The sequence below is a fragment of the Streptomyces anulatus genome (genome assembly GCF_014650675.1).
GTDB lineage: Bacteria > Actinomycetota > Actinomycetes > Streptomycetales > Streptomycetaceae > Streptomyces > Streptomyces anulatus.
The window spans coordinates 161,329-183,022 of record NZ_BMVK01000007.1 but is presented as its reverse complement, the minus strand read 5'-3'; the positions used below and the strand labels follow the sequence as shown (position 1 = coordinate 183,022).

At 72.6% G+C, this 21,694-nt stretch carries 20 protein-coding genes; 9 read left to right on the top strand and 11 right to left on the bottom strand.

Features of this window, described 5'->3' with window-relative positions:
• Positions 1-4 precede the first annotated feature (4 nt).
• Both IE272_RS19445 and IE272_RS19440 read right to left on the bottom strand, forming a co-directional pair.
• Positions 5-1,387 (bottom strand): serine/threonine-protein kinase, encoded by a 1,383-nt coding sequence (locus tag IE272_RS19445; protein WP_190007362.1) that lies wholly within the window; start codon positions 1,385-1,387, stop codon positions 5-7.
• Positions 1,384-2,193: a serine/threonine protein kinase gene (locus tag IE272_RS19440; RefSeq protein WP_179890871.1), complete on the bottom strand. Its 810-nt coding sequence runs from the start codon at positions 2,191-2,193 to the stop codon at positions 1,384-1,386. Before IE272_RS19440 ends, IE272_RS19445 begins: the two co-directional genes overlap by 4 nt.
• A gap of 304 nt (positions 2,194-2,497) precedes the next feature.
• Here IE272_RS19440 and IE272_RS19435 point away from each other — a divergent pair, with 304 nt between their 5' ends.
• Positions 2,498-3,166 (top strand): cutinase family protein, encoded by a 669-nt coding sequence (locus IE272_RS19435; protein WP_050357565.1) that lies wholly within the window; start codon positions 2,498-2,500, stop codon positions 3,164-3,166.
• A gap of 17 nt (positions 3,167-3,183) precedes the next feature.
• Here the strand turns inward: IE272_RS19435 and IE272_RS19430 are convergent, their stop codons facing one another.
• On the bottom strand, positions 3,184-4,263 hold the full coding sequence (locus IE272_RS19430) for a BTAD domain-containing putative transcriptional regulator (protein WP_190007361.1): 1,080 nt from the start codon (positions 4,261-4,263) through the stop codon (positions 3,184-3,186).
• A gap of 213 nt (positions 4,264-4,476) precedes the next feature.
• Between IE272_RS19430 and IE272_RS19425 the strand changes: the two genes are divergently transcribed.
• The gene (locus IE272_RS19425) at positions 4,477-5,406 is read left to right on the top strand and encodes an adenosine kinase (protein ID WP_190007360.1); all 930 of its coding nucleotides are present in this window, start codon (positions 4,477-4,479) and stop codon (positions 5,404-5,406) included.
• Positions 5,407-5,567: 161 nt separating this feature from the next.
• Positions 5,568-7,814, top strand: a complete 2,247-nt coding sequence (locus IE272_RS19420) for a serine/threonine-protein kinase (RefSeq protein WP_190007359.1) — start codon at positions 5,568-5,570, stop codon at positions 7,812-7,814.
• A gap of 19 nt (positions 7,815-7,833) precedes the next feature.
• On the opposite strand, the gene IE272_RS19415 is transcribed toward IE272_RS19420, so the two are convergent.
• Together IE272_RS19415 and IE272_RS19410 are read right to left on the bottom strand one after the other, a co-directional pair.
• Positions 7,834-9,603, bottom strand: coding sequence for a siderophore-interacting protein (locus tag IE272_RS19415; protein WP_190007358.1), 1,770 nt, complete (start codon positions 9,601-9,603; stop codon positions 7,834-7,836).
• On the bottom strand, positions 9,603-10,586 hold the full coding sequence (locus IE272_RS19410; protein ID WP_050357560.1) for an ABC transporter substrate-binding protein: 984 nt from the start codon (positions 10,584-10,586) through the stop codon (positions 9,603-9,605). The genes IE272_RS19415 and IE272_RS19410 overlap by 1 nt, the downstream gene beginning before the upstream one ends.
• Positions 10,587-10,723: 137 nt before the next feature.
• Between IE272_RS19410 and IE272_RS19405 the strand changes: the two genes are divergently transcribed.
• The 3 genes from IE272_RS19405 (at position 10,724) to IE272_RS19395 (ending at position 13,651) form a co-directional block, all read left to right on the top strand.
• Entirely contained in the window at positions 10,724-11,470 is a 747-nt protein-coding gene (locus IE272_RS19405) for a helix-turn-helix domain-containing protein (protein ID WP_050357559.1), read from the top strand.
• Between the two features lie 91 nt (positions 11,471-11,561).
• Positions 11,562-12,620 (top strand): iron chelate uptake ABC transporter family permease subunit, encoded by a 1,059-nt coding sequence (locus tag IE272_RS19400; protein ID WP_056699344.1) that lies wholly within the window; start codon positions 11,562-11,564, stop codon positions 12,618-12,620.
• The gene (locus IE272_RS19395) at positions 12,617-13,651 is read left to right on the top strand and encodes a FecCD family ABC transporter permease (RefSeq protein ID WP_190007357.1); all 1,035 of its coding nucleotides are present in this window, start codon (positions 12,617-12,619) and stop codon (positions 13,649-13,651) included. Before IE272_RS19400 ends, IE272_RS19395 begins: the two co-directional genes overlap by 4 nt.
• A gap of 115 nt (positions 13,652-13,766) precedes the next feature.
• Here IE272_RS19395 and IE272_RS19390 read toward each other — a convergent pair whose 3' ends face one another.
• On the bottom strand, positions 13,767-14,363 hold the full coding sequence (locus IE272_RS19390; protein WP_229897351.1) for a GNAT family N-acetyltransferase: 597 nt from the start codon (positions 14,361-14,363) through the stop codon (positions 13,767-13,769).
• Positions 14,364-14,516: 153 nt separating this feature from the next.
• Between IE272_RS19390 and IE272_RS19385 the strand changes: the two genes are divergently transcribed.
• Together IE272_RS19385 and IE272_RS19380 are read left to right on the top strand one after the other, a co-directional pair.
• Positions 14,517-14,885 carry a BlaI/MecI/CopY family transcriptional regulator gene (locus IE272_RS19385; protein ID WP_098893597.1) on the top strand — a complete coding sequence of 123 codons (369 nt, stop codon included), beginning with the start codon at positions 14,517-14,519 and terminating at the stop codon, positions 14,883-14,885.
• Positions 14,882-15,781, top strand: a complete 900-nt coding sequence (locus IE272_RS19380) for a M56 family metallopeptidase (protein ID WP_057661376.1) — start codon at positions 14,882-14,884, stop codon at positions 15,779-15,781. Before IE272_RS19385 ends, IE272_RS19380 begins: the two co-directional genes overlap by 4 nt.
• 30 nt (positions 15,782-15,811) lie before the next feature.
• Here IE272_RS19380 and IE272_RS19375 read toward each other — a convergent pair whose 3' ends face one another.
• The 5 genes from IE272_RS19375 to IE272_RS19355 form a co-directional block, all read right to left on the bottom strand.
• Positions 15,812-16,870 carry an NlpC/P60 family protein gene (locus IE272_RS19375; RefSeq protein WP_056699335.1) on the bottom strand — a complete coding sequence of 353 codons (1,059 nt, stop codon included), beginning with the start codon at positions 16,868-16,870 and terminating at the stop codon, positions 15,812-15,814.
• Positions 16,871-17,084: 214 nt separating this feature from the next.
• On the bottom strand, positions 17,085-17,612 hold the full coding sequence (locus IE272_RS19370; RefSeq protein WP_056699330.1) for a GNAT family N-acetyltransferase: 528 nt from the start codon (positions 17,610-17,612) through the stop codon (positions 17,085-17,087).
• A gap of 41 nt (positions 17,613-17,653) precedes the next feature.
• Entirely contained in the window at positions 17,654-18,073 is a 420-nt protein-coding gene (locus tag IE272_RS19365; protein ID WP_190007355.1) for a hypothetical protein, read from the bottom strand.
• A gap of 99 nt (positions 18,074-18,172) precedes the next feature.
• Entirely contained in the window at positions 18,173-19,690 is a 1,518-nt protein-coding gene (glpK, locus tag IE272_RS19360; protein ID WP_050357550.1) for a glycerol kinase GlpK, read from the bottom strand.
• A gap of 27 nt (positions 19,691-19,717) precedes the next feature.
• Positions 19,718-20,563, bottom strand: coding sequence for an MIP/aquaporin family protein (locus tag IE272_RS19355; RefSeq protein WP_050357549.1), 846 nt, complete (start codon positions 20,561-20,563; stop codon positions 19,718-19,720).
• Positions 20,564-20,847: 284 nt separating this feature from the next.
• On the opposite strand from IE272_RS19355, the gene IE272_RS19350 reads away from it, so the two are divergent.
• Positions 20,848-21,690, top strand: a complete 843-nt coding sequence (locus IE272_RS19350; protein ID WP_229897350.1) for a heparin lyase I family protein — start codon at positions 20,848-20,850, stop codon at positions 21,688-21,690.
• Positions 21,691-21,694: the final 4 nt, after the last annotated feature.

Below are 21,694 nucleotides of genomic sequence, written 5' to 3'. Positions count from 1 at the left end.
GTCCCTAGGGACACTCCGGCAGCGCCGGGCGCTCCTTGGCCCGTACGGCGGGGAGCCACGCCGTACGGGGCTCCGGGCCGGAGGGAAGGCGGACGCGGAACCAACGGGTGGACCGGCGGTCCTCCTCGTCGATGATGGTCTCCCCGTCGCGCACCTGGCAGTCGGTGCCGAGGACATCCCCGTGCCACACCCTGGTCGGGACGACGTTCTCCGCTGTGTAGGGCCGCACGGGATCGATCGCCAGACCCAGACTGCACCGAGGGGCCCGGTCGGCCCGTCCCCGGCAGTCCCGCTCCGCGTTGTACACCTGCACCGTGCGGGGCGGCGCGGCGCCCGCGCGGTCCGGCGGTGCGGGCGGTCCCGCCCGTACCGCGTCCGAGGACAACGTCGCGCCGGCGATCCCGTACAGGGCGGTGGCCAGGACGGCCGCGCGGGCCCGGGCGCCCCGCCGCCCCGCCCCGGGAGCCTCCCGGTGGGCGGCGATGCGGACGAGCAGGCTCTCCGCCGTGTGCGGGGCGCGGGCCTCATGGGTCGGGGCGAGGCAGTCGGCCGTCAGCGCACGCCAGAACGGCGGTACGGCCTGGTCCATGCGCAGCGGCGCGCGCCCCTGACCGTACTCCTGGACCGCGGCGCCCCGGGCCATGGGCGTGGCCCCGGGAAACGGTGAGCCGCCGTAGGCGAACACCTCGTGGATGATGATGCCCAGCGCCCAGATGTCCGCGGTCGGCCGGACCCGTACGCCGAGTTCGCCGAGGGGAGCCCTCCAGCGCTCGGGCGGGAAGTAGTCGAGGGTGCCCAGGGGAGGCACGTGGCCGTGCGTCCCCGTCAGCTCGGTGGCGAGGCCGAAGTCCGAGAGCTTCACGGACCGGTCCTCGCCGAGCAGGACGTTCTCCGGTTTGAGGTCCGCGTGGACCCAGCCCGACCGGTGGAGATGGGCGAGCCCCTCGCAGATGCCCGCCACCAGCCGGCCGCGATCGACCTCGTGCGCCCCCGCGTCGACCAGTTCCCGCAGACTGCCGGCCGCCCGCTCCATGACCAGCACGATCGCGCCCTCCAGCGAGGGGCGGTCGGGCGAGGTGAGAACGAACGACTCCAGGAGACCGATCAGCCGGGGATGCCCGGCCCCGCGCCCGAGTTCGACCTCGCGACGGGCGGACTCCACGATCCTGCGCGCCTGGAGCGGCGCGAGTCCGGCGGTCGGCATGACCTTGAGCGCGACACGGGCCCGGCCCGGGCGGCTCCCCGCCGGTCGCGCCGCGTACACCGTGGACCAGCCCCCGGCGCCGATCGGGCCGGTGACCACCCAGTCCCCGACGCGGGACCCGGGCGGGAGCAGCTCTGTGCCGTCGCCGTCCGCGCTGTCCCACAGGGCGTGCGGCGGTCTCATCGTGCGGCCTGCCGCTCCCGCCCGCCCGCCCCTGTCAGCGGCGGCAGCAGCGCGAGATGCTCCTCCCGTACCAGCCCGAACCGCAGCGCCAGCCCCACGATCTCCTCCCGTTTGCCGTTGCGGCGGTCGCCCTGGCCCGGCTCATGGGTGTCCGGACCGCCGATGCGCAGCTTCTCCTCGGCGAGGTAGTCGATGTGCGAGCTGACCGCCCGTGCGGTCAGCACGCCCCCGGCGAGGTGCCCACCGAGCCGCTCGACGATCCGGGGCGTGGTGGGGACCGCCACCCGCGACTGGTCGCGCAGGCGCGGTTCGCAGAGCGCGACCAGGACGAGGAAGTACGTGGCCGTCTCGTTCAGGGAGTACGCGGTGACCGTGCTGTTCCCCCAGGGGCCGCCCATCGCGTCCGGGTCCAGATAGAGGTGGTCGGGTGCGAACACCTGGAAGGAGACCGTGACATCGCCGCGCGTCGGCAGCACCACGCGCGAGAACTCGAACGGAATGGGCGCCCCCACCCGCCGCGGCGGCACCCGCAGGTACTCGCCCGCCCCCTCCGGGTTCTCCACGAGATAGCTGTGGGTGGTGCTGTGGTTCGTCAGCTGCCAGTGGTCGTCGACGACCCGGATCTCCCCGGCGAGCCGGGAGATCGCCGGGTCGTCGAGACGCAGCTCGACGGGGGCGGTCGTGGAGCCCCGTCCGAAGCGGGCGGCCTCGCCGGGACCCAGACGCAACGTCACCGTGTCTCCGTGCGGTCCGCCACCGACGGCGCCACCGTTTCCCCGCGGCAGATGGACGACTACGCCGCTCACCGCTCCCCCCGTCCTCTTCGACGCCGGTCGGACCAGCGGAACGATACTCATCTCCCGGAGGAGTTCACCGGTGGACTTCGGCCACATAGCCGGAACCCGTCGCCCGACGCCATGGATGCCCCGTTCTGGACGGGGCGCAGTGGGGAAGGTCACCGAGGGAAGCGCCGGGGCCCGGACCGGGGGACGGTGCGGGACGCGCCCGTGTCCGCCCCGTCCGCCCACCCGGCCCACCCCGTTTCATCGTCATGTCATCGGCCACTGCCAGGGTCGTGGGGCGAAGGCAGACCACACAGGGGAGGAACGCATGCGAGCGAAGAGGATGGCGGCCGTGTCGGCCGGACTTCTGCTGACCGCAGGACTTTCGGTGACCCAGGCGTCCACGGCGCAAGCGGCGACGGCGGCGGCCCCGTGCGAGGGCACCTACACGATCGTCGTCGGCGGCACCGGAAGCTCGTGGGACAAGGACGGCTTCACCGGCAACATCCAGCAGCACGTCGGGTACCCCACCACGATTCCCAACGGCGCGAGCGCCCGGGCGGGCGTGAACGAGCTGAACCGGCTGGTGCGCGACCAGCGCGCCGCGTGCCCGAACCAGCACGTCAAGATGGGCGGTTACTCCCTGGGCGCCGCGGTCGTGCACATCTGGGTCACCGAGAACTGGCAGACCTTCGACAAGGTCAACGCCATCCTGATCTCGGACCCCAAGCGCCAGGCCGGCCCCGGAGCCAACGGGGGATCGGTGCCGTTCGGGGGGATCGTCGGCGCTCCGCTCGCCGGCGCCGACAAGTTCTTCGGCAACGTACCCGTCAAGACCATCTGCCACTGGGACTACGTCTGCGACGAGTCGGCCGGCATCTGGACGTACCCGCACAACCACATCAACAACTACCCGAACGACTTCAACATGGATCACCACAACAACACCGCGAACGAGCAGTGGTACAACGGCGCCTGGCACCCCGCCTCCTGGTGACCCGGGACGCCCGGTGATCAGGGACCGGCCGCGGTCCCGGCCGAGGGGCCGGGGCCGGGGCCGGCCTCGTCACCGCGCAGAATCATCCGGTGCGCCCGCCGCAGCACCCCGCTCGGCGGAACCCCGAGGTCGTCCGCGAGGCGGCGGCGGGCGCGCTCGAACACCAACAGGGCGTCGGCCTGGCGTCCGCCCCGGTACAGCGCCCGCATCAGCATCGCGGCCAACGGCTCGTTGAGGGGGTGCGCCGCCGACAGGGCGAACAGCTCGGCGATCGCCTCGGCTTCCTGGCCGAGACGCAGCTGCCACTCCAGCTTCCGCTGCACCAGCGCGATCCGGCGCTCGACGAGCCGCAGCCGCTCCAGCTCGGCGAGCGGCCCCGGCAGGCCGGCCAGGGGTTCCCCGCGGAACAGGTCCAGCGCCCGGGTGCAGAGGCGGACCGTCTCCAGCGGTTCGCCCGCCCGGTCGGCCTTCCCGATGCCGGTGACCAGCTCCTCCAGACGAGCCACGTCCACGTCGACAGCGCCCGGGACCAGCTGGTACCCCCGGGGCCCGCGCTCGATGACCGCCGGACCGGCCCCGTCGCACAGGGCCTTGCGCAGGCGGTAGATGTACACGGGCACCACGTTCGCGACCGGCGGTTCCACCCCCCACACGTCATCGAGCAGTTCCTGCTGACCGAGGGGCCGCCCCGCACCCAGCGCCAGCACCGCCAGGACGGCCTGCTGGCGCAGATGCCCCAGACGCAGAAGACGCCCGTCCCGCCGCACCTGCAACGGCCCCAGCAGGGAGATCCCCATCCTCGGCGCCGATTCCGCCGCTCGCACGGCGACGGTCCGGGAGGCGGGTCGCGCGCGCGGGCCGCGCCCGGGGGCGACCAGACCGCAGTCGAAGGCGTGGACGATGGCGGCGGCCCGGTCGCGCAGACCGAGCTTCACCAGGATCCGCGCGAGAAGCTCGGCCACGGTGTCCTCGGGGACGGCGAGGGCGTCGGCTATCTCGTCGTCCCCGAGACCGCAGCCGACCGCGGAGAGCACCTGGCGCTCCTGGCGCCCGAGCGCGGTGGCGTCGGGGCGGTCGGTGGTGGCGGTCGTCGGCATCGCTGCTCCCCGGGATAGGGACGGGACGGTCGTGCGGGCGCCGTCGACAAGGTAGTGGGGGAGCGCCGGGCCGGGCATCCGGAACGATCCGGAGTGACATCCGGGAGCCCGTGCCGTTCCCGGAACCGCTCCACCTCGGTCCGGTGCCCTGAGAGGCTGTCCACTCCTCCGCGTCCCCCGGCGGTCGCGGTCCCGTTCCCGGAAGGAACCGCCATGAGCAGCGCGTACGACGTCCTCGTCCTGGGCGGCTCGGGTGTCGACACGATCGTGTACGTCCCCGAACTCCCGCTCCCGTACGCCGACAGCTACATGATCCGCCCCGGCATCGAGGCCCGCGCCGGGCAGACCGGCGACTTCGTCGCCCTCGGTCTCAGCTCCCTGGGGCTGCGCACCCACCACATCGACATGATCGGCGACGATCCCTCCGGGGAACTGGTCCGCGCCTTCCACCGCGACCACGCCATCGACTTCACCGCGGTGCCGCTGCCCGGCGGCACCAAGCGCGCGGTCAACCTCGTCGGTCCGGACGGTCGTCGGCTCTCCCTCTACGACGACAGCCGCTCCCACGTGTCCGACCGCCTTCCCGAGGAGACGGTCCGCACCCTGGCCGGGGCCAGCACGCACGCGCATGTCTCCATCACCTACCCGTGCGCCCACGCGCTCCCTCTGCTCCGCGAGGCCGGAGTCACCGTCTCCACCGACCTGCACGACTGGGACGGCGAGAACCCCTATCACGAGGAGTTCGCCTACGGCAGTGACCTCGTCCTCGTCTCCACCGCCGCCCTTTCCGACCACGAGGCCACCATGCGGGAGATCATGGAGCGCGGCCGGGCCGAGGCCGTCGTCGCCACCGCCGGGGCGGCGGGCTCCTACCTGCTCAGCCGCGAGGCCGACGGGCCGGTGCACATCCCGGCCGTCGCCCCGCCCGGCCCGGTCGTCGACTCCAACGGGGCGGGCGACGCCTACGCCTCCGGCTTCCTCTTCGGCCGCCTCGCGGGCGAATCCTTCGAGCGGTGCGCGCTGTACGGCGCCATCGCCGGGGCCCACGCCTGCACGGTGCCCGCGACCGGTGGCGACGCGATCGACCGGGCCGCGCTGCTGGCGGAAGCGGCCGCCCTGTCAGCGGTGGAGGCCGATGCGTGAGCGCCGGAGCGGGCGGCTTCCCCCGTGGACCGGGCGCGGCCGGGCTCCCTGATCGTCACCCGCTTTGCTCTGCCGTACCGACCTGCGGCTAGTTTGGGTGCAGCACAGGTGAGCGGGCCCGTGGCGGCAGAGAACGCACGGGAAACGGGAGGTCGGGAAGAGTGTCGCTGCGCGGAGGTGATCCGGTCGAGATCGGCGGTTATCCGCTGGAGGAACGGCTCGGTTCGGGTGGCATGGGCACGGTCTTCCTGGCCCGTACGAGCTCGGGGCGGCCTGTCGCGATCAAGCTGATCCATCAGCAGTTCGCGGGGGACGACGAGTTCCGCATCCGTTTCCGGCAGGAGGTGGCGGCCGCGCGGCGGGTGAGCGGTGCGTTCACCGCCGCCGTGGTCGACGCCGCCCCCGAGGCCGAGCAGCCGTGGATGGCGACGACCTATATCGAGGGGCCCACGCTCGCGCAGCGCATCGCCGCGAACGGCCCGCTGGACGGAGCGGAGCTGAGGCGGCTCGCCTTCGGGCTGGCCGAGGCACTGCGCGACATCCACCGGGTGGGAGTCGTCCACCGCGATCTGAAGCCCTCGAACGTCGTGCTCTCGCCCGAGGGCCCACGCGTCATCGACTTCGGCATCTCGCGCGCGGTGGACCAGCAGACGCTGACGATGACCGGACGCGTCATCGGTACGCCGCCCTTCATGTCGCCCGAGCAGTTGCAGGCGCCGCGCGGTGTGGGGCCGCGGTCCGACGTCTTCTCCCTGGGGACGCTCCTGGTGTACGCGGCGACGGGCCATGGGCCCTTCGACGCGGACAGCCCCTATATGACGGCCTATCAGGTCGTGCACGAGGAACCGTCGCTGGACGCCGTTCCGGAGGCCTTGCGGGCGGTCGTCGAGCCGTGCCTGGACAAGGAGCCCGAAGGGCGCCCCTCGGCGGACGAACTCCTCGTGCTGCTGCGGGACCTGCCCGCCGAACTCGGCGGGGCCAGGACCGGCGGTCCGGGTGCGGGCCGCACCCGCGACATGAACACCCAAGCCCACGTCGCGACGGACACCCCGGTGCGGACCGCCCCGACGGACCCCGGCACGGGGAGCACCGGTGCCCCGGTCGGCGGCCGTCTGCGCCGCCGGTGGCGGCCCGTGCTCGCGGCGGCGGTCGCGGTGGCGGCGATCGGCGGGGGAGTCGCCGCGCTGACGACGGGCGGCGTCGACGGGAGCGGCGGCGGTACGAGCCCCGGTGGCGCGGGCAAGGGACAGAGCACCGCGGCACCGGCGGGCGCGCTTCCGGACGGCTTCGAGCCGTGGCGCGGGACCGTGCCGGGCGGTCGCGAGGACATCCCCGACGAACTGCGGTGCGTCGCACGGGGCGACGCGCTGTTCTGCGGGGGCGGCGGCGTCGTCGCGACCCGTATCAGGGCCCACGACGGGTCCCGGGTGTGGACGGCGAAGAGCCCGGGCGTCCCCGTCCAGGGCGTGCACCTGGTGGGCGCCACCGACGACACGGTGCTCGGCTACCGCTTCGCCGCCCAGGACGTTCCCGAGGGCCCTCGCAGCGAGGTGGTGGCCCTCGACGCCGACAGCGGCCGGGAGTTGTGGTCCGCGCCGTCCGGCGCCCAGTCGACGGCCGTCACGGGCCGGACCATGGACGCCGTCGTGGTCGGCTCCGCCGTGGTGACGGTCGACGCCGCCAACTCCCGCTTCGAGGCGCGGGACGCCCACAGCGGTGAGGTGCTCTGGACGACGCCGTTCCCGGCCGGCACGCAGTGCGCCCCCGTCCCGCTGCGACCGAGGCTCCTCGCGATGTGCGCGGCCGACGTGGAGGTGGACGACCTGCAGGTGCGCCGTCCCACCCTGCGCACCCTCGCCCTGTCCTCCGGGACGCTGGGCAGGCCCGTCGCGGTCGACGGCCCGGTCGTGCCGGTGGGCGCCGCCCGCGGCAGGCTCGTCCTCCTCTCGAAGCACTACGAGGGAACGGCGCCGGCCGGGAGCGACGGAGTGGCGCGGTTCGACCCGGCCTCGCGGAAGGTCACGTACGCACGGTTCGACAAGGTGTACGAGGGCACGTCCGGCATGGCGGACGGCACGGTCTACGTGAGCGGGCAGGCCGGTCTCGTCACGGCGCTCGACTCCGCGACCGGGCGCAGGAAGTGGTCGCGTCAGACGGGAGTGGAGGGCGCTTCCGGCCCCGCGGCGGGGGGCGGCGCGCTGTACTTCAGCTCGGCCACCGGCCGGGTCGTCGCGTTGTCGCCGAAGGACGGCGAACCGCTGTGGACCACCGACCCCCGGGTCGACGCGCTGACGGGCGAGCAGGACGCGAGCCCCCGCGTGACCGTCGCGGGCCGCGCGGTGTTCGTGGCCGCGGCGACGAACACCCTCTTCGCCTTCGACGCGCAGAAGCCGCCGAGGTCGGGCTGACCCCGGCGGCCTCCGGGGCTCAGGTCCGGCGCAGGACCGTGGCCTCCGTGCCCCAGCCGAGCGCGATCGTCCGGTCGACACTCCAGCCCGACCGCTCCGCGAGGGCGGCGATCGCCGCGGAGTCGCGCAGGGGGCTGCCGGTCGCGGTGTACGCGTGCAGGGCCGCCTCGGCCGCGTGCGGGCTCAGGCCGTCGGGGCGGGAGGCCTCGACGAGGACCGCCGTACCGGTCCATTCGGCCAGCCGCGTGAGGAGCTGGGAGGCCTCCTCGTCGGTGCGGTGGGCGAGGGCCTTCGCGGCGACGGCGACATCGGCGGGGCCGGCCGTCCAGTCGATACGGTCCGGTGCCGTGAGGTGTCCGCGCAGGACCTCGGCCGGGGTGGCTTCCTCCGCGATCCGCAGCCGGGGCCGCCGTCCGGCGTCGTCGAGGGCGGCGACCACCGAGGCGCTGCCCGGCCCGGTCAGGAGGCAGGTGCCGACGTCCTCCCAGAGGGGGTCGGCCGTCAGACCGGTCAGCAGGAAGACCAACTGCTCGCACTCCTCGACCAGTTCGCCGTAGCGGTCCGCGTCGTGGGTCACCGTGTCGTGCAGCCCGGCGCCCGAGGCGAGCCGCCAGGGGGACGTGCCGTCCCGGAGCGCGGGCGCCAGGTGCGCGAGGGCGAGCAGCAGCTCGGCCTCGTGGCCGGTGTACTCCTCGCGCTCGTGGTCGTCGGTGAGTTCCTCGCCCACCGGGCCCAGGCGCAGCCCGGCCCCGTCGTCGTCGCCGACGACCACGCCGTACGCGGCGAGCAGCGGAAGCAGTACGCCGATCCCCGGCCCGGGCACGCCCAGGCGGGCCGCGAGCGCTTCGGCGGAGAGCCCCGGCGCGTCGGCCACCGCGTCGACGAGGCCGAGCTGCAAAGCGGCCCGTGCCACCAGCCACGGCAGCGGCGACGGGATCTCGGCAGGGCCCTGCGCGGCGGCGTCGGCCGTGCCCTGCGCCTCCGGCGCGGCGGCCTCCTCGCGATGCCAGTAACCGGTGATGTTCACGCGGTCCTTCGTGAGCTTCCGCTCCCGCTTGAGGTACCGGCGTACCGGAAGCAGCGCCCGGCTCTCCGCGGCCGCCCAGGCGAACCCCTCGCCCGCCGGCGACGGCAGTGCGCGGACGGCGGCGTCGAGGGCCGCCGCGTCGCCCGGCTCCGCGACCACCCAGGTGATCGTGTCGCCGTCGCGCAGCGCCAGCTCCTGGCGTGCCGCGTCGTCCGAGACGGTCACCAGGACGTGCGCCGGGGCGTCGACGGTGCGTTCGTCGAGGAAGCGGCCGATCGCGGGCAGGGCCGTCTCGTCCCCGATGAGGAGGATCCAGTCCAGCCGTTCCGGCAGCCGGAGCGACGACTTGGGCCCGACGAACCACAGCTCGTCGCCCTCCCGCGCCGAAGCGGACCAAGCCTCCGCGGGCCCTTCGCCGTGCACGACGAAGTCGAGGTGGAGCTCTCCCGCCCGATGGTCCACCCGCCGGGGCGTGTAGTCGCGGGTCAGCCGGTGTTCGGCCGGCGTCCACTCGATGCCGTGCGGCAACTGGGCGGGGAGCGCCGCCCGGACGTCTCCGTCCGAGGCCAGGATCAGTTTGATGTGGTCGTCGAACCCGGGTGCGGCGAAGGCGGGGTGAGCGGTCCCGTCGCGGGTGAACGCCGCGAGGTCATCGCCGCCGAGGACCACCCGGCGCATCCTGGGGGTCACTTCGTGGACGCGGCGCACGGTGACCCGGCGCAGGACGAGGGGGTGTGTTGTGTACGCGCGCTGGGCGGCCATCAGGAGAACTGCTTCTCGATGATGTCGAGCAGGGCCATCGACTCGTCGTAGTCGCCGCGCAGCACCCAGTGCGGCAGGTCGTAGGCCTGGTTCGCCTTGAAGGCGGGCAGTGCGCCGTAGACGGGGTTCTTCTTGAGGGTGGCGACGTCGGTCGTGTCGCCGTTGAAGCCCATCACGAAGACGGACGGCTGGGTGATCGTCTGGCCCACCTTCTCGGTCGACAGCTCGAACATGTCACCGCCCTGCCCGTACACCTTGAAACCGCCGTCGGCGAAGACCGGCGCCGGCTCGATGCCGACCTTCTTCAGCTCGGGGGGCAGGCCCACGCTCTCCACCAGACCGAAGGCGGTGCCGTCGCCGGTGAAGGTGAGGAAGGAGACGGGACCGGCCGGCGGCTTGATGGCCTTCTTCACCTCGCCGATCCTCTTGTCGTAGGCGGCCAGGTGCTTGTCGTAGACGTCGGCCTTGCCGAACACGTCACCCGCGAGGAAGGAGAACTGGCTCCGCCAGTCGCCGAGCTTCTTGCCCACGAGCACGGTGGGAGCGATGTCGGAGAGGTCGTCGTACACCTTCTCCGCCTGGAACAGCGGGAAACCGATGCCGCCGCCCACGATGAGGTCGGGCTCCAGGGCGAGGATCGCCTCCAGGTCGAAGCCGTCGACACTCCACGGCAGGAACGTCGTGCCGTCCTCCTTCGCCTCCTTCTCCCAGTACGGGGAGAACTCGCCCTTGCTCTCGGCGTCCTCGGGGATCGTGGCCCGCACCGGCACGTCGAGGTCGTAGAGGTACCCGGCGAGGGCGTGGTTCAGCACGACCACCTTCTCGGGCTCGGCCGGCACCTTCACCTTGCCGTAGTCGGTCGTGACGGTTCGGGTCTTCGCGGCGGAGGACTTGTCCCCGTCGGACGGGTCGGCGGCCGAGCAGCCGGTGAGGGCCAGCGCGGCGACGACCGCGACGGCGAGAAGGCGGGCAGGAGCAAACATGGGACCTCATGTGGCTGGATAGGCTCGAACGTTCGAGCTGTTGGTAAGGTGAGGCTAACCTCGCTGGTTCCGCTGCGTCGATCCGCGTACGACATCGCCAGTGACGGACACGACGCGTCGCACAACGGGAGGCACGCTTGCCGACGACATCCCTCGGCACCGTGGTCGCCGAGAACGCCATTCGTTTTCTGGGGCACGACACCCATCGGCACGACGCGCCGCACCTCATCTACCTGGTGACCGGCAGCGCCCGCCTGTCCGTCGACGGCGAGGAGTGGCGGCTCGGGCGGCACGAGGCCATCTGGCTCGCCCCACGTGTGCCGCACGCGCTGCGGATCGAGCCGGGCGGCATGGCACTCGGACCCTTCCTCGACCCCGCTGACCAGCCACGATGCCGAGTCCAGCCGCTCGGGGCGGTACCCGCGATCGTCGAGGTCATGACCACCACACTCGGCGCGGCACCGACCACGCCGGAGCAGGTCGAGCCGTTCCGGCAGGAGCTGGGCCGCGTACTGAAGGGCATCTCCCGGCAGTACTTCCCGGTCGTGCTGCCCGTCCATCCCGCGGTGCGCGGACTCGCCCGCGAGGCCCTGCGCGCTCCTTCCCTGACCCTGGAACGGCTCGCCGAACAGCACCGGATGAGCCCTCGCCAGGTGCAGCGCGTCTTCCTCGACGAGACCGGACTGCCCTTCACACGGTGGCGCAACCGGGCCAGGATGAACGCCGCCGTCGAACACCTCCGCGGCGGGGGCGAACTGACGGCGGCGGCCAGGGCGGCCGGCTACGCGACCCGGGCCGGACTGCTGCGCGCGCTGAGCCGGGAGTCCGGGGTGCCCGTGAGCGCGCTCACCACGGACGCGGTGGGGGCGCTCGGCGGCCGCTGAACCGGGAGCCGGGCAGTCCCAGCAGTTCATGTACGTCGATCACGCACGGCACTTCGGCCTGTCCGGGTGGCGGGTTGCACAGGGAGAACAGATGGCACAGGCGCTCGCACGGACGACCGCGCCACCACCGACCACGCCGTCGAGGTCCTCGCGCCGCAGGACCCGCCGGCTCCTCGGCCTGGGCGTCGCCGTCGGCACGCTCCTCGTGGCGGTGGTGCTCAGTGTCGCGATCGGCTCGGCACTCCTTCCCCTCGACGTGGTGTGGCAGGCACTGACCGCTCCCGACGGCTCCGCCTCGCACGCCACGATCAGCGGCGCCCGCGTGGACCGCACGCTGCTCGGCATCGTCGTCGGCGCGTCCCTGGGCGTGGCGGGGGCGCTCATCCAGGCGCTCACCCGTAACCCGCTCGCCGACCCCGGAGTCCTCGGCGTCAACGCCGGCGCGAGCTTCGCCGTCACTCTGGCCGTCGCCGTCTTCGGCGTCACACGCATCGACCAGTACCTGCCCTTCGCCTTCGTCGGCGCCGTCGTCGGCTCGGCCGTGGTCTACCTCGCCGCGAGCGGCGGCCGGGGCGGGCCCACACCCCTGCGCCTCACCCTGGTCGGGGTCGCCTTCTCGGCGGTCCTGCTCGGCATCTCCCAGACCCTCGCCCTGATCGACACGGAGACCTTCGACCGTATGAGGTTCTGGGGAGCGGGCACCATCACCGACCGCCCGACGGGGACCGCCGCCGACATCGCGCCCTTCGTCCTGGCCGGCCTGCTGGCCGCCGCCTTCTGCGCGCGCCCGCTCAACGCGATCGCGCTCGGCGACGACGCGGGGCGGGCCGTCGGGCTGCGGGTCGGCGCGACCCGGTGCGGTGTGGTCGTCGCGGTGGCCCTGCTGTGCGGTTCGGCCACGGCCGCGGCGGGTCCGCTGATGTTCGTCGGTCTCATGGTGCCGCACGCCGTGCGATGGCTCACCGGTCCCGACTGGCGCTGGATCCTCGTCTACTCCGCCGTCCTCGCCCCGGCGATCGTGCTGTTCGCCGACGTACTGGGCCGGCTGATCGTGATCCCCTCCGAACTGCAGGTCGGCGTCATGATGCCGCTCATCGGCGCGCCCGTACTGATCCTGCTGGTGCGCGGAAGCCGGGTGAGGGAACTGTGAGCGGGGCATTCGTCCTCAGGGCGGGAAACCTGAGCCTGCGAGCGACCCGCCGCGGGGTCGTGGTGTGCGGGCTGCTGTCGGCCGCGCTGCTCGCGCTGGCCCTGTGGGCCTTCACCCTCGGCAGCTACTCGCTGAGCCTCGGCGACCTGGCCTCGGTCATGTCCGGCACCGCCGGGAACAGCGTCCGCACCGTCGTCCTGGAGTGGCGGGCGCCGCGCATCGTCGCCGCCGTACTGTTCGGGGCCGCCCTCGCGATGGGCGGCGCGGTCTTCCAGTCCCTGACCCGCAACCCGCTCGGCAGTCCCGACGTCATCGGCTTCACCACCGGCTCCTACACCGGAGTCGTCGTCACGCTGCTCGCGGGTGCGAGCAGTTACTCGGCACTCGCGGCGGGCGCCCTCGCCGGCGGGCTCGTCACCGCCCTCGCCGTGTATCTGCTGGCGTTCCGGCGGGGCGTACGCGGCTTCCGGCTCATCATCGTGGGGATCGCGGTCGGGGCGCTGCTGTCCTCGGTCAACACCTGGTTCTCGGTGAAGGCCGACGTGGACACCGCGCTGAGGGCCGCGGTGTGGGGCGCCGGCTCGCTCAGCGCCATCGGCTGGCCCGCCGTGCTGATGGCCTCCGCTCTGATGGCGGTGGTCGCCCTGGCGGCCCCGGTGGCGCAGCGCCGGATGCGATGGCTCGAACTGGGCGACGACACGGCGGCGATGCTGGGCGTACGCGTCGAGCGCACGAAGCTGCTGCTGGTCGTCCTCGGCGTGGCCGCGACCGCCGCGGTGACCGCCGCGGCGGGCCCCATCGCCTTCGTGGCACTGGCGGCGCCCCAGATCGCCCGCCGCCTCACCGGCCGGGGAACCTCCGTCGACCTCACCGGTTCGGCGCTCGTCGGCGCGCTGCTGCTGCTCGGCGCCGACATCGCGGCGCAGCACGCGATCGAGGGCGTGGTGCTGCCGACCGGCGCGGTCACCGTGTGCGTCGGCGGGGCGTATCTCCTGGTACTGCTGGTGCGGGAGTCCCGCCGGGGGTGGTAGCGGCCCGCCTCGGACGGAGGAGGGCCACGGGCTTCGTCGCCCTTCCGCGTGAGCGGGGCGGCGTGGTGACGGAGACTGCTCGCCGGTGCCGGGGCCGGGTGGGCTGCCCTGGCTTTCAGCGGCGACGGGCACGTGGCGCGGAGTCACCGGGCCTCGTCCCGATCCCGGTCAGCTCGTACCGGATCTCCACGGCGTCCGGGCCGGAGCCGGAGGGGGCGGCCGTGGGGTCCTGGCGCCAGCCGCCCTTCCGGTAGAAGTCGCGGCCCCGGGTGTTGCGTTCCAGCACCCAGAGATATCCGGCCCGAGTGCCCCGCTCCGCCCAGACGGACAGCGTGGAGCGCATCAGGCTGCGTCCGACCCCGGTGCCCCAGGACTCGGGGCGGGCGTAGAACGCGTACAGCTCCTCGACGTCGCGCCGTTGCCCGAGGTCGTCGTCGCGGGCCGGGCCGAAGGACGAGAAGCCGAGGATCCGCCGGCCGTCGTCGTGGACCAGCACGTCGGCGCCGGCCGCGGTGCCGGCCCCGATCCGGTCGCGCCAGAAGCGGGCGAGGGCGGCGGTGTCGAGACCGTGCAGTTCGGCGGCCGGCAGGATTCCGGCGTATGCCGCGCGCCATGCGGCGACCTGGAGCCCGGCGATCTGCTCGGCGTCGTCCTCGCACGCGTGCCGGTCACGCCGGGGGGCGGCCCGGCCGTGCGAATCCGTGGTCAGCACGTGTACTCCCTGAGGTTCGGGGTTGCTCGGCGCCCGGCGCCGTCTGCCGGCCGTCGCGGTCCGTCGCGGTCCGTCGCGGCCTTCGGAGGCGGCGGAGCGTGAACCCACTATGCTTCCCGGGCGCGCGAAGGCGCACGGAATTGGGGACGGGGAATGCGACGGCTCGGAGAGCTCGAAGCCGAAATCATGGACTGTCTGTGGACGTGGGGCAGGCCTGCGACGGTCCGTGAGGTGGTCGACGACATCAACCTCCGCCGCCCGGCCGCCTACACGACGGTGATGACCGTGGCCACCATCCTCTACAACAAGGGTTGGCTGACCCGGCGGAAGCAGGGGCAGGCGTGGCTCTACACGCCGGTCCGCAGCCGCGAGGCCTACTCCGCCGCCCTGATGGAGGACGCGCTGGGAGCGAGCCGGGACCGGTCGGCCGCGCTCGTGCACTTCGTGGAGCGGATGACGGACGAGGAAGTCGCCGCGCTCCGCGAGGCGCTGCGTGCGACGGGCCGGGGCGGCGAGCTGTGAACGCCGCCCCCTTCTTCCTCGGTTACGCGGCGGCCGTCGGCGTCCTGGCCCCGCGCGCGCTGCTCCGCAGCGGCTGGCCCCAGCGGTCACCGCTGCTGGCGGTAGCCGTGTGGTTCGCGCTGGCGGCGTCCTTCTCCGTCTGCGTCGCCCTGGCCGCCCTGCACCTCACCACCCCGGGCGCGCACCTGCACGGAATCCTCTACTCCTGCCGCTCCGCCCTGGGCCTCGGCCCGTCCGGCGGCGGCCTCCTGCCGGGCCTGGGTCTCGCCGCCGTCACTGTCCTGGTCGCCGCCCACCTCATCGGCTTCGCCGAGCACACCGGGCGGGCGTACGCCGCTCGCGCCCGGCACCGCGAGATCCTGGACAAGGTCGGCCGCCGGTCGGCCTGTTCGCGGGCCACTGTGCTGGAGCACGCCGAGCCCGCCGCCTACTGCCTGCCCGGTCGGCACCCGAGGATCGTCATCAGCAGCGGGGCCGTCGGCCTCCTGTCCGGCGGCGAGATCGACGCCGTCGTCGAACACGAGCGGGCCCACATCCGAGGCCGCCACCACCTCGTCCTGGCGGCGGCCCACGCCTTCACCCGGGTTTTCCCCGGTGTGCCGCTCGCCCGCCATCTCCGGCAGCAGATTCCCCTGTTGCTGGAGATGGCCGCCGACGACCACGCGCTCCGCCGCTGCCCGCGCGGCGCGCTGGCCGCCGCCATGTACACCCTGGCGGCGGGCGAGGCGCCGAACGGGGCCCTGGCGGCGGGCGGCCGGACGGTGCTGGTCCGTCTCCGGCGCGTGCTGGCCCCGGCGCACCGCGCGCATCCCGCCCTGCGCTGCGCGGTCGGCACGGGCGCCCTGATCACGCCCGTGCTCCCCGTACTGCTGACCTGCCACGCCGGACTCGGGTGACACCCGTCGGCCGCGAACCGGCCGACGGCATCAGATCCGTACGCCCCACATGAAGGGCATCCCGCTGCGGGCCATCGACTCGTACCGCACCTGGGCGCCGGGCTTCGGCGCGTGGAGTATCTGGCCGTTCCCGGCGTAGAAGCCCACATGGCTCAGGTCGGTGCGCATGATGACGAGATCGCCGGGCTTGAGCGCACCGATCGAATTGATCCGGGTGCCGGCGTTGGCCTGCGCCTGCGACGTACGGGGGAGTGAGACATCGGCCTGCCGGAACGCCCAGGAGGTCAGACCGGAGCAGTCGAAGGACCCCGGCCCGGTGGCTCCCCACACGTACGGCATGCCGACCCTGCTCTTCGCCGCGTCGAACGCCGCGGCCGTACGACCGGACGCACTGGCCTCGTTGCCCAGCCCACCCTGCTCGCTCGCCAGTTGGGTCCGCTCGCTCGCCCGGTTGGCCCGCTCCTCCTTGGCGGCCCGCTCGGCCCGCTCCTCGGCTGTGAGGGTGTTGAGGAGCCGCTGGGCCTCCGCCAGCTTGCCCTGGATCTCCTTCTTCTTGCTCCCCAGTTCCTTGCGGGTGTCCTGGAGGCTGTCGAGCTTCTCCGCGGCCTGAGTGCGCTGCTGTTGCAGGGCGCGCTGCTGCGAGAGGAACCGCTTGAGCGTGTCCGACTGCCGTGCGCTGAGCCGGTCGAGGCCCGAGGCCTTGTCCAGGTAGGCGTCCGGGTCGGCCGAGAGCAGCAGTTGGAGGGAAGGGTCGAGGCCCCCGCTGCGGTACTGCGCCGTGGCCACCGAACCGAGCTGCTGCCGCAGCTCGTTGAGCGCCGCCTGCTTGCGGACGACCTCCTCGTGGAGGTTGTCGGCCTCCTTCTGCAGTTCCCCGGCCGATTCCTTCGCCCCGTTGTACTTCTCGGTGGCCTGGGTGGCCTCCTCGTACAGCCGGTCGACCTGCGCCTGCACACCCTTCTTGTTCGGGTCCGGCAGCGGATCGGCCGAGGCCGACTGCGCCGACAGGGCGACCGTCACCGCCGCTGTCGCGGTGAGCACGGACGTGTATCCGTGGCTGGGCTGCTTGGGACGACGGTGGGACGCCACTGAGGCGAGCTCCTTCTTCCTCGGCCGCTGTCCGACGGTCCATGGACCGTCAAGTACCGCTGCGGGACCACGGCTTCAGCGACACCTCCACCGGTGACCCGGGCGGGCGACCGGCCGTTCGGAGGCCGAGCCACGCATACTAATCAACTTAGTGGCTCACATCCAAGCGCGGCCCGGGGAGCGTTCCGCTCCGCCCGAGCCTCCCGTGACCTGCTCAGTCGCCGAGGATCCGCTCCCACAGCAGCCCGTCCCGCCAGCTCCCGTCGAGAAAGATCGCCGAGTGCGCGACGCCGTACGGGGTGAACCCGTTGCGACGCAGCACCCGCTGCGACGGCAGGTTCTCCAGGTTGGTGGACGCCTCGGCGCGGTGCAGGCCGAGTTCCTCCGTCATCACCCGGAGCGCGAGCCCGACGGCGTTCCCGGCGTGCCCCCGGTTCTGGGCGACGGAGGCGATCCAGTAGCCGACGGAGCCGCGGCGCAGATGCGGCTGCGGCAGGATGCCTCCCACGGTGATCTGCCCGATCACCTGGTCGTCGGCGAGCACCACGCCCGGCCAGACCGTGCCGGCCCGGTATCCGGCCAGCAGGCCCTCGATCCGCTCCGCCTGGCCCTCCGGCGTGAAGTAGTCGGCCGGCTGGGCCGGTTCCCACGGCCGGAAGGCCTCGACGTCCCGCACCCGGTGCGCGGCGATCGGGGCGGCGTCGGTGGGCTCTATCAGGCGGATCCTGGTGCTGCTGCTCATGGGCCGGTCCTCGTCGCGGTGCGTTCGATGGGACGGCCAACCTATGCGAGGGCGTCCGAGGCCCCCCGGGCGGAGGTGGGGACATCGATGGCGAGGAGGCCGTCGCCGTCCGGCCGCGCGGTGGCGCCGGGGTTCAGGCGCGTGACCAGACAGTCCATCACGCGGGCCGTCAGCGACGCGTCCGGGACCGCGGTGCCTTCCGGCGGCAGGAAGTTCTCGTCCTCGCGCGGGGGATGGTCGCCGAGGTAGCGGGCCAGGTCCTTGTTGACGACCCAACAGGCCAGGGAGACCTTCGCGAGCCCGGGGGTCGTGCGCCTCACCCGGACCTGGGCGCGGAGAGTGAAGTCATCCCCACCGAACGACACGGTCGTGGTGAATTCCTGCCCTCGGGGGAACCGTTGGAGCAACTCGGCCACGGCGGGTCCCACCACCGCCCGTGCCATGGGCTCCGCGTACACCATGTGACCTCCTCGTCAGGTGTTCTCCAGCATGCCGGACACACGCATGCCGGAGAACACCGCGACGAGCCTCGGCCGGGACCGCCGCGCCGTCGGAGCGGTTCAGGGGACCTTCACCCAGTCGAGGGTGCGCTCCACCGCCCTCTTCCAGCCCGCGTAGCCCTCCGCGCGCTGCTCCTCGGACCACTGGGGCGACCAGCGCTTCGACTCGTGCCACTGGGTGCGCAGCTCGTCGGTGTTCTGCCAGAAGCCGGTGGCGAGCCCCGCCGCGTAGGCGGCGCCGAGAGCGGTCGTCTCGGCGACGACGGGACGGCTGACCGGGACGCCGAGGACGTCGGACTGGATCTGCATGCAGAGGTCGTTGGCGGTGACCCCGCCGTCGACCTTGAGCACGTCGAGATGGACCCCGGAGTCCTGCTCCATGGCCTCGACCACATCGCGGCTCTGGTAGCAGATCGCTTCCAGCGTGGCCCGCGCCAGGTGGGCGTTGTCGTTGTACCTGGCCAGGCCGACGATCGCGCCGCGGGCGTCGGACCGCCAGTACGGCGCGAACAGACCGGAGAACGCGGGCACGAAGTACATGCCGCCGTTGTCCTCGACGCTCCGGGCCAGCTCCTCGCTCTCGGGCGCCGACTTGATGATCTTCAGCTGGTCGCGCAGCCACTGCACCGCGGAGCCGGTGACGGCGATGGAGCCCTCCAGCGCGTAGACCGCCGGGCTGTCGCCGAACTGGTAGGCCACCGTGGTGAGGAGGCCGTGCTGCGAGCGCACCAACTCGGTGCCGGTGTTGAGCAGCAGGAAGTTGCCGGTCCCGTAGGTGTTCTTGGCCTCGCCCGGGGCGAAGCAGACCTGGCCGACGGTGGCCGCCTGCTGGTCGCCGAGGACGCCCCCGATGGGGATGGCGGCGCTCAGCGGCCGGGAGGTGCGCGTCGAGCCGTACGCCTCCGGGTGCGACGAGGGGTTGATCTTCGGGAGCATCGCCCGGGGGATGCCGAAGAAGCCCAGGAGTTCCTCGTCCCAGTCGAGGGTCTCCAGGTTCATCAGCATGGTGCGGCTCGCGTTGGTCACATCGGTGGCGTGGATACCGCCGTTCGGGCCACCGGTCAGGTTCCACAGGACCCAGGCGTCCGTGTTGCCGAAGAGCGCGTGACCTGCCTCCGCCGCTTCCCGTACGCCGTCGACGTTCTCCAGGATCCACTGGATCTTGCCGCCGGAGAAGTACGTCGCCGGCGGCAGCCCGGCCTTGCGCCGGATGACCTCGCCCTGCCCCGAGCGTTCGAGGTTCGCCGCGATGGCGTCGGTACGGGTGTCCTGCCACACGATGGCGTTGTAGTAGGGCCGCCCGTTGCGCGGGTCCCAGACCACCGTGGTCTCGCGCTGGTTGGTGATCCCGATGGCCACCAGGTCGCTCGGTGACAGGCCGCCGTGCCGCAGGGCGTTCTGTATCACCGAGTTGGTGCGCTCCCAGATCTCCACGGGGTCGTGCTCCACCCACCCGGAGCGGGGCAGGATCTGCTCGTGCTCCAGCTGGTGCTTGGCGACCTCGTTGCCGCCGTGATCGAAGATCATGAACCGAGTGCTGGTGGTCCCCTGGTCCACCGCACCGATGAATTCCGCCATGATGTGTCGCCTCTCCGGCCGCAGTCGTCAGGCCTCGGGCGCCGGGACGCGTCCCGGCGGTTCGGGTTCGGCGGACGGCAGGAAGCGTCCGATGAGGGCCTTGTAGAGACCCGCGCCCAGCAGGCCGCCGATGAGGGGGCCGAGGATGGGCACCCAGAAGTAGAGATTCCCGTACTGGTCGCGCCACGCCCCGCCGTAACCGGTGAGGAAGCTCGCCAGCCGGGGGCCGAAGTCACGGGCCGGGTTGATCGCGTAGCCCGCGTTGGTTCCCCAGGCCATGCCGATGGCGACCACGACCAGGCCGATGATGAACGGGCCCATGTTCGAGCCGGGCGGGGTGTTGAGCAGGTCCGTGATGGCCATGATCAGGAGCAGCAGGATCGCGGTGCCGATGATCTGGTCGCGGAACGCGCCCCACTCGTGGACCGGCAGCGCCGGGTTGCCATTGGCCGGCAGGGTGGAGAACACCGTCTGCGTCTTGATGGTGTGCCCGGGGTCGGCCTTCGCCAGCGCCTCGCTGTAGTTCCACCGGACGAGGAGCGCGGCCACGAACGCACCGGCCGTCTGCGCCAGCGCGTACGGAGCCACCTTGCTCCACGGGAACCCCTTGAACGCGGCCAGTGAGAGCGTCACCGCGGGATTGAGATGGGCCCCGCTCAGTCGCGCCGCCACATAGACGCCGAGCGTGACGCCCAGCCCCCACGCCCAGGCGATGCTGTCGTGGTCCCCGAGTCCGCCGGCCGGATCCGTCAGGGCTCCGCCCGCCGCCACCTGGGCGACGACGCCGCATCCGAAGAGGATGAGGATCATCGTGCCCGCGAACTCGGCCGACAACTCGCCGAGCAATCCGGACTTCTTGCGTAGTTCAGCCATGGAAGCTCGCCCTCCGCCGACCGTGCCGGCTGTCGACTACCCGAGCAGTGTCAGCAGGCTAAGTCGTTTTACAAGATCGGGCATATCGGGATGTTCGGTGCGTTGAGGTGGGGTGACTCTGTGCGCTTGGTCGCATCATTCGCAACCGAGTCTTTCGAATGAAGGCCAAAAGTGCTGTCTCTGGTCTTCCGGTTTCGTTCGGAGGCGTGTCAGCATGCAGGCTGTCAGGCCGCTTCGATGCGATGTCGCTGATGGCCGGTGCCCCGCAGACATGGAGGAGCCCAATGGTCCGTCTTCGCAAAGTGTCGATCGCCTTCTGCGCGGGAGCGCTGCTCGTTCCCGTCCTGCTCTCCGATCCGGCGGGAGCCGGGCCGGAGAGGACCGAGGACGCGGCGCCGGCACCCGCGCCGCCCGCCGAGGACCGCCTGCGGGTGGACTACGAGAGCGGAACGCTGAACTCCGGAGTGGAGGGTCTGACCACCACGAAGGCGACGGCGCCGGATGCCTCCGGCGTCGTGCGGCCCGCGGACGAGGGCAGTCACGCGGTTCAGCACAAGGTGACCCTCGGCGACCCGGGATACGAGTCCAACGGCGCGCCCCGCAGCGAGAGCGCGACGGACCTGCTCCCGTCCGGACGCTTCGTCGTGGGGGACGAGCAGCGCTACGAGTTCAGCGTGCTGCTCAAGGACTGGAAGACCTACACGCCGGGAGACAGCGAGTCGGGCGACATCGTCTTCCAGGGCAAGTACGCGGGGGACAACGTCCCGGCGTTCTACCTCATGGCGAAGCGCGACGAGATCGCGTTCCGCTCGCCGCACCTGAACCGGCAGTCGACGGTCGTGGAGGACCTCGGCCCGCAGGTGAACCGGTGGATGCGCTTTCGCGTGGACGCCCGCTGGACCACCGACGGGACGGGCTACCTCCGGGTCGCCGTACGGCTGTCCGGCGAGGACGGCTTCCGGCCGGTCGTCGCGTACGAGAACGTGCGCACCTACCAGCCGGAGAATCCGGCCGACCACGGCTACCTCAAGTGGGGCCTCTACCGCCCCTCGCAGTCGATCGGGAACGGTGACGTGCCCACCCGGATCGTCCGGCACGACGACCTCCGCGTCACCGACCTGGCCTGACCCG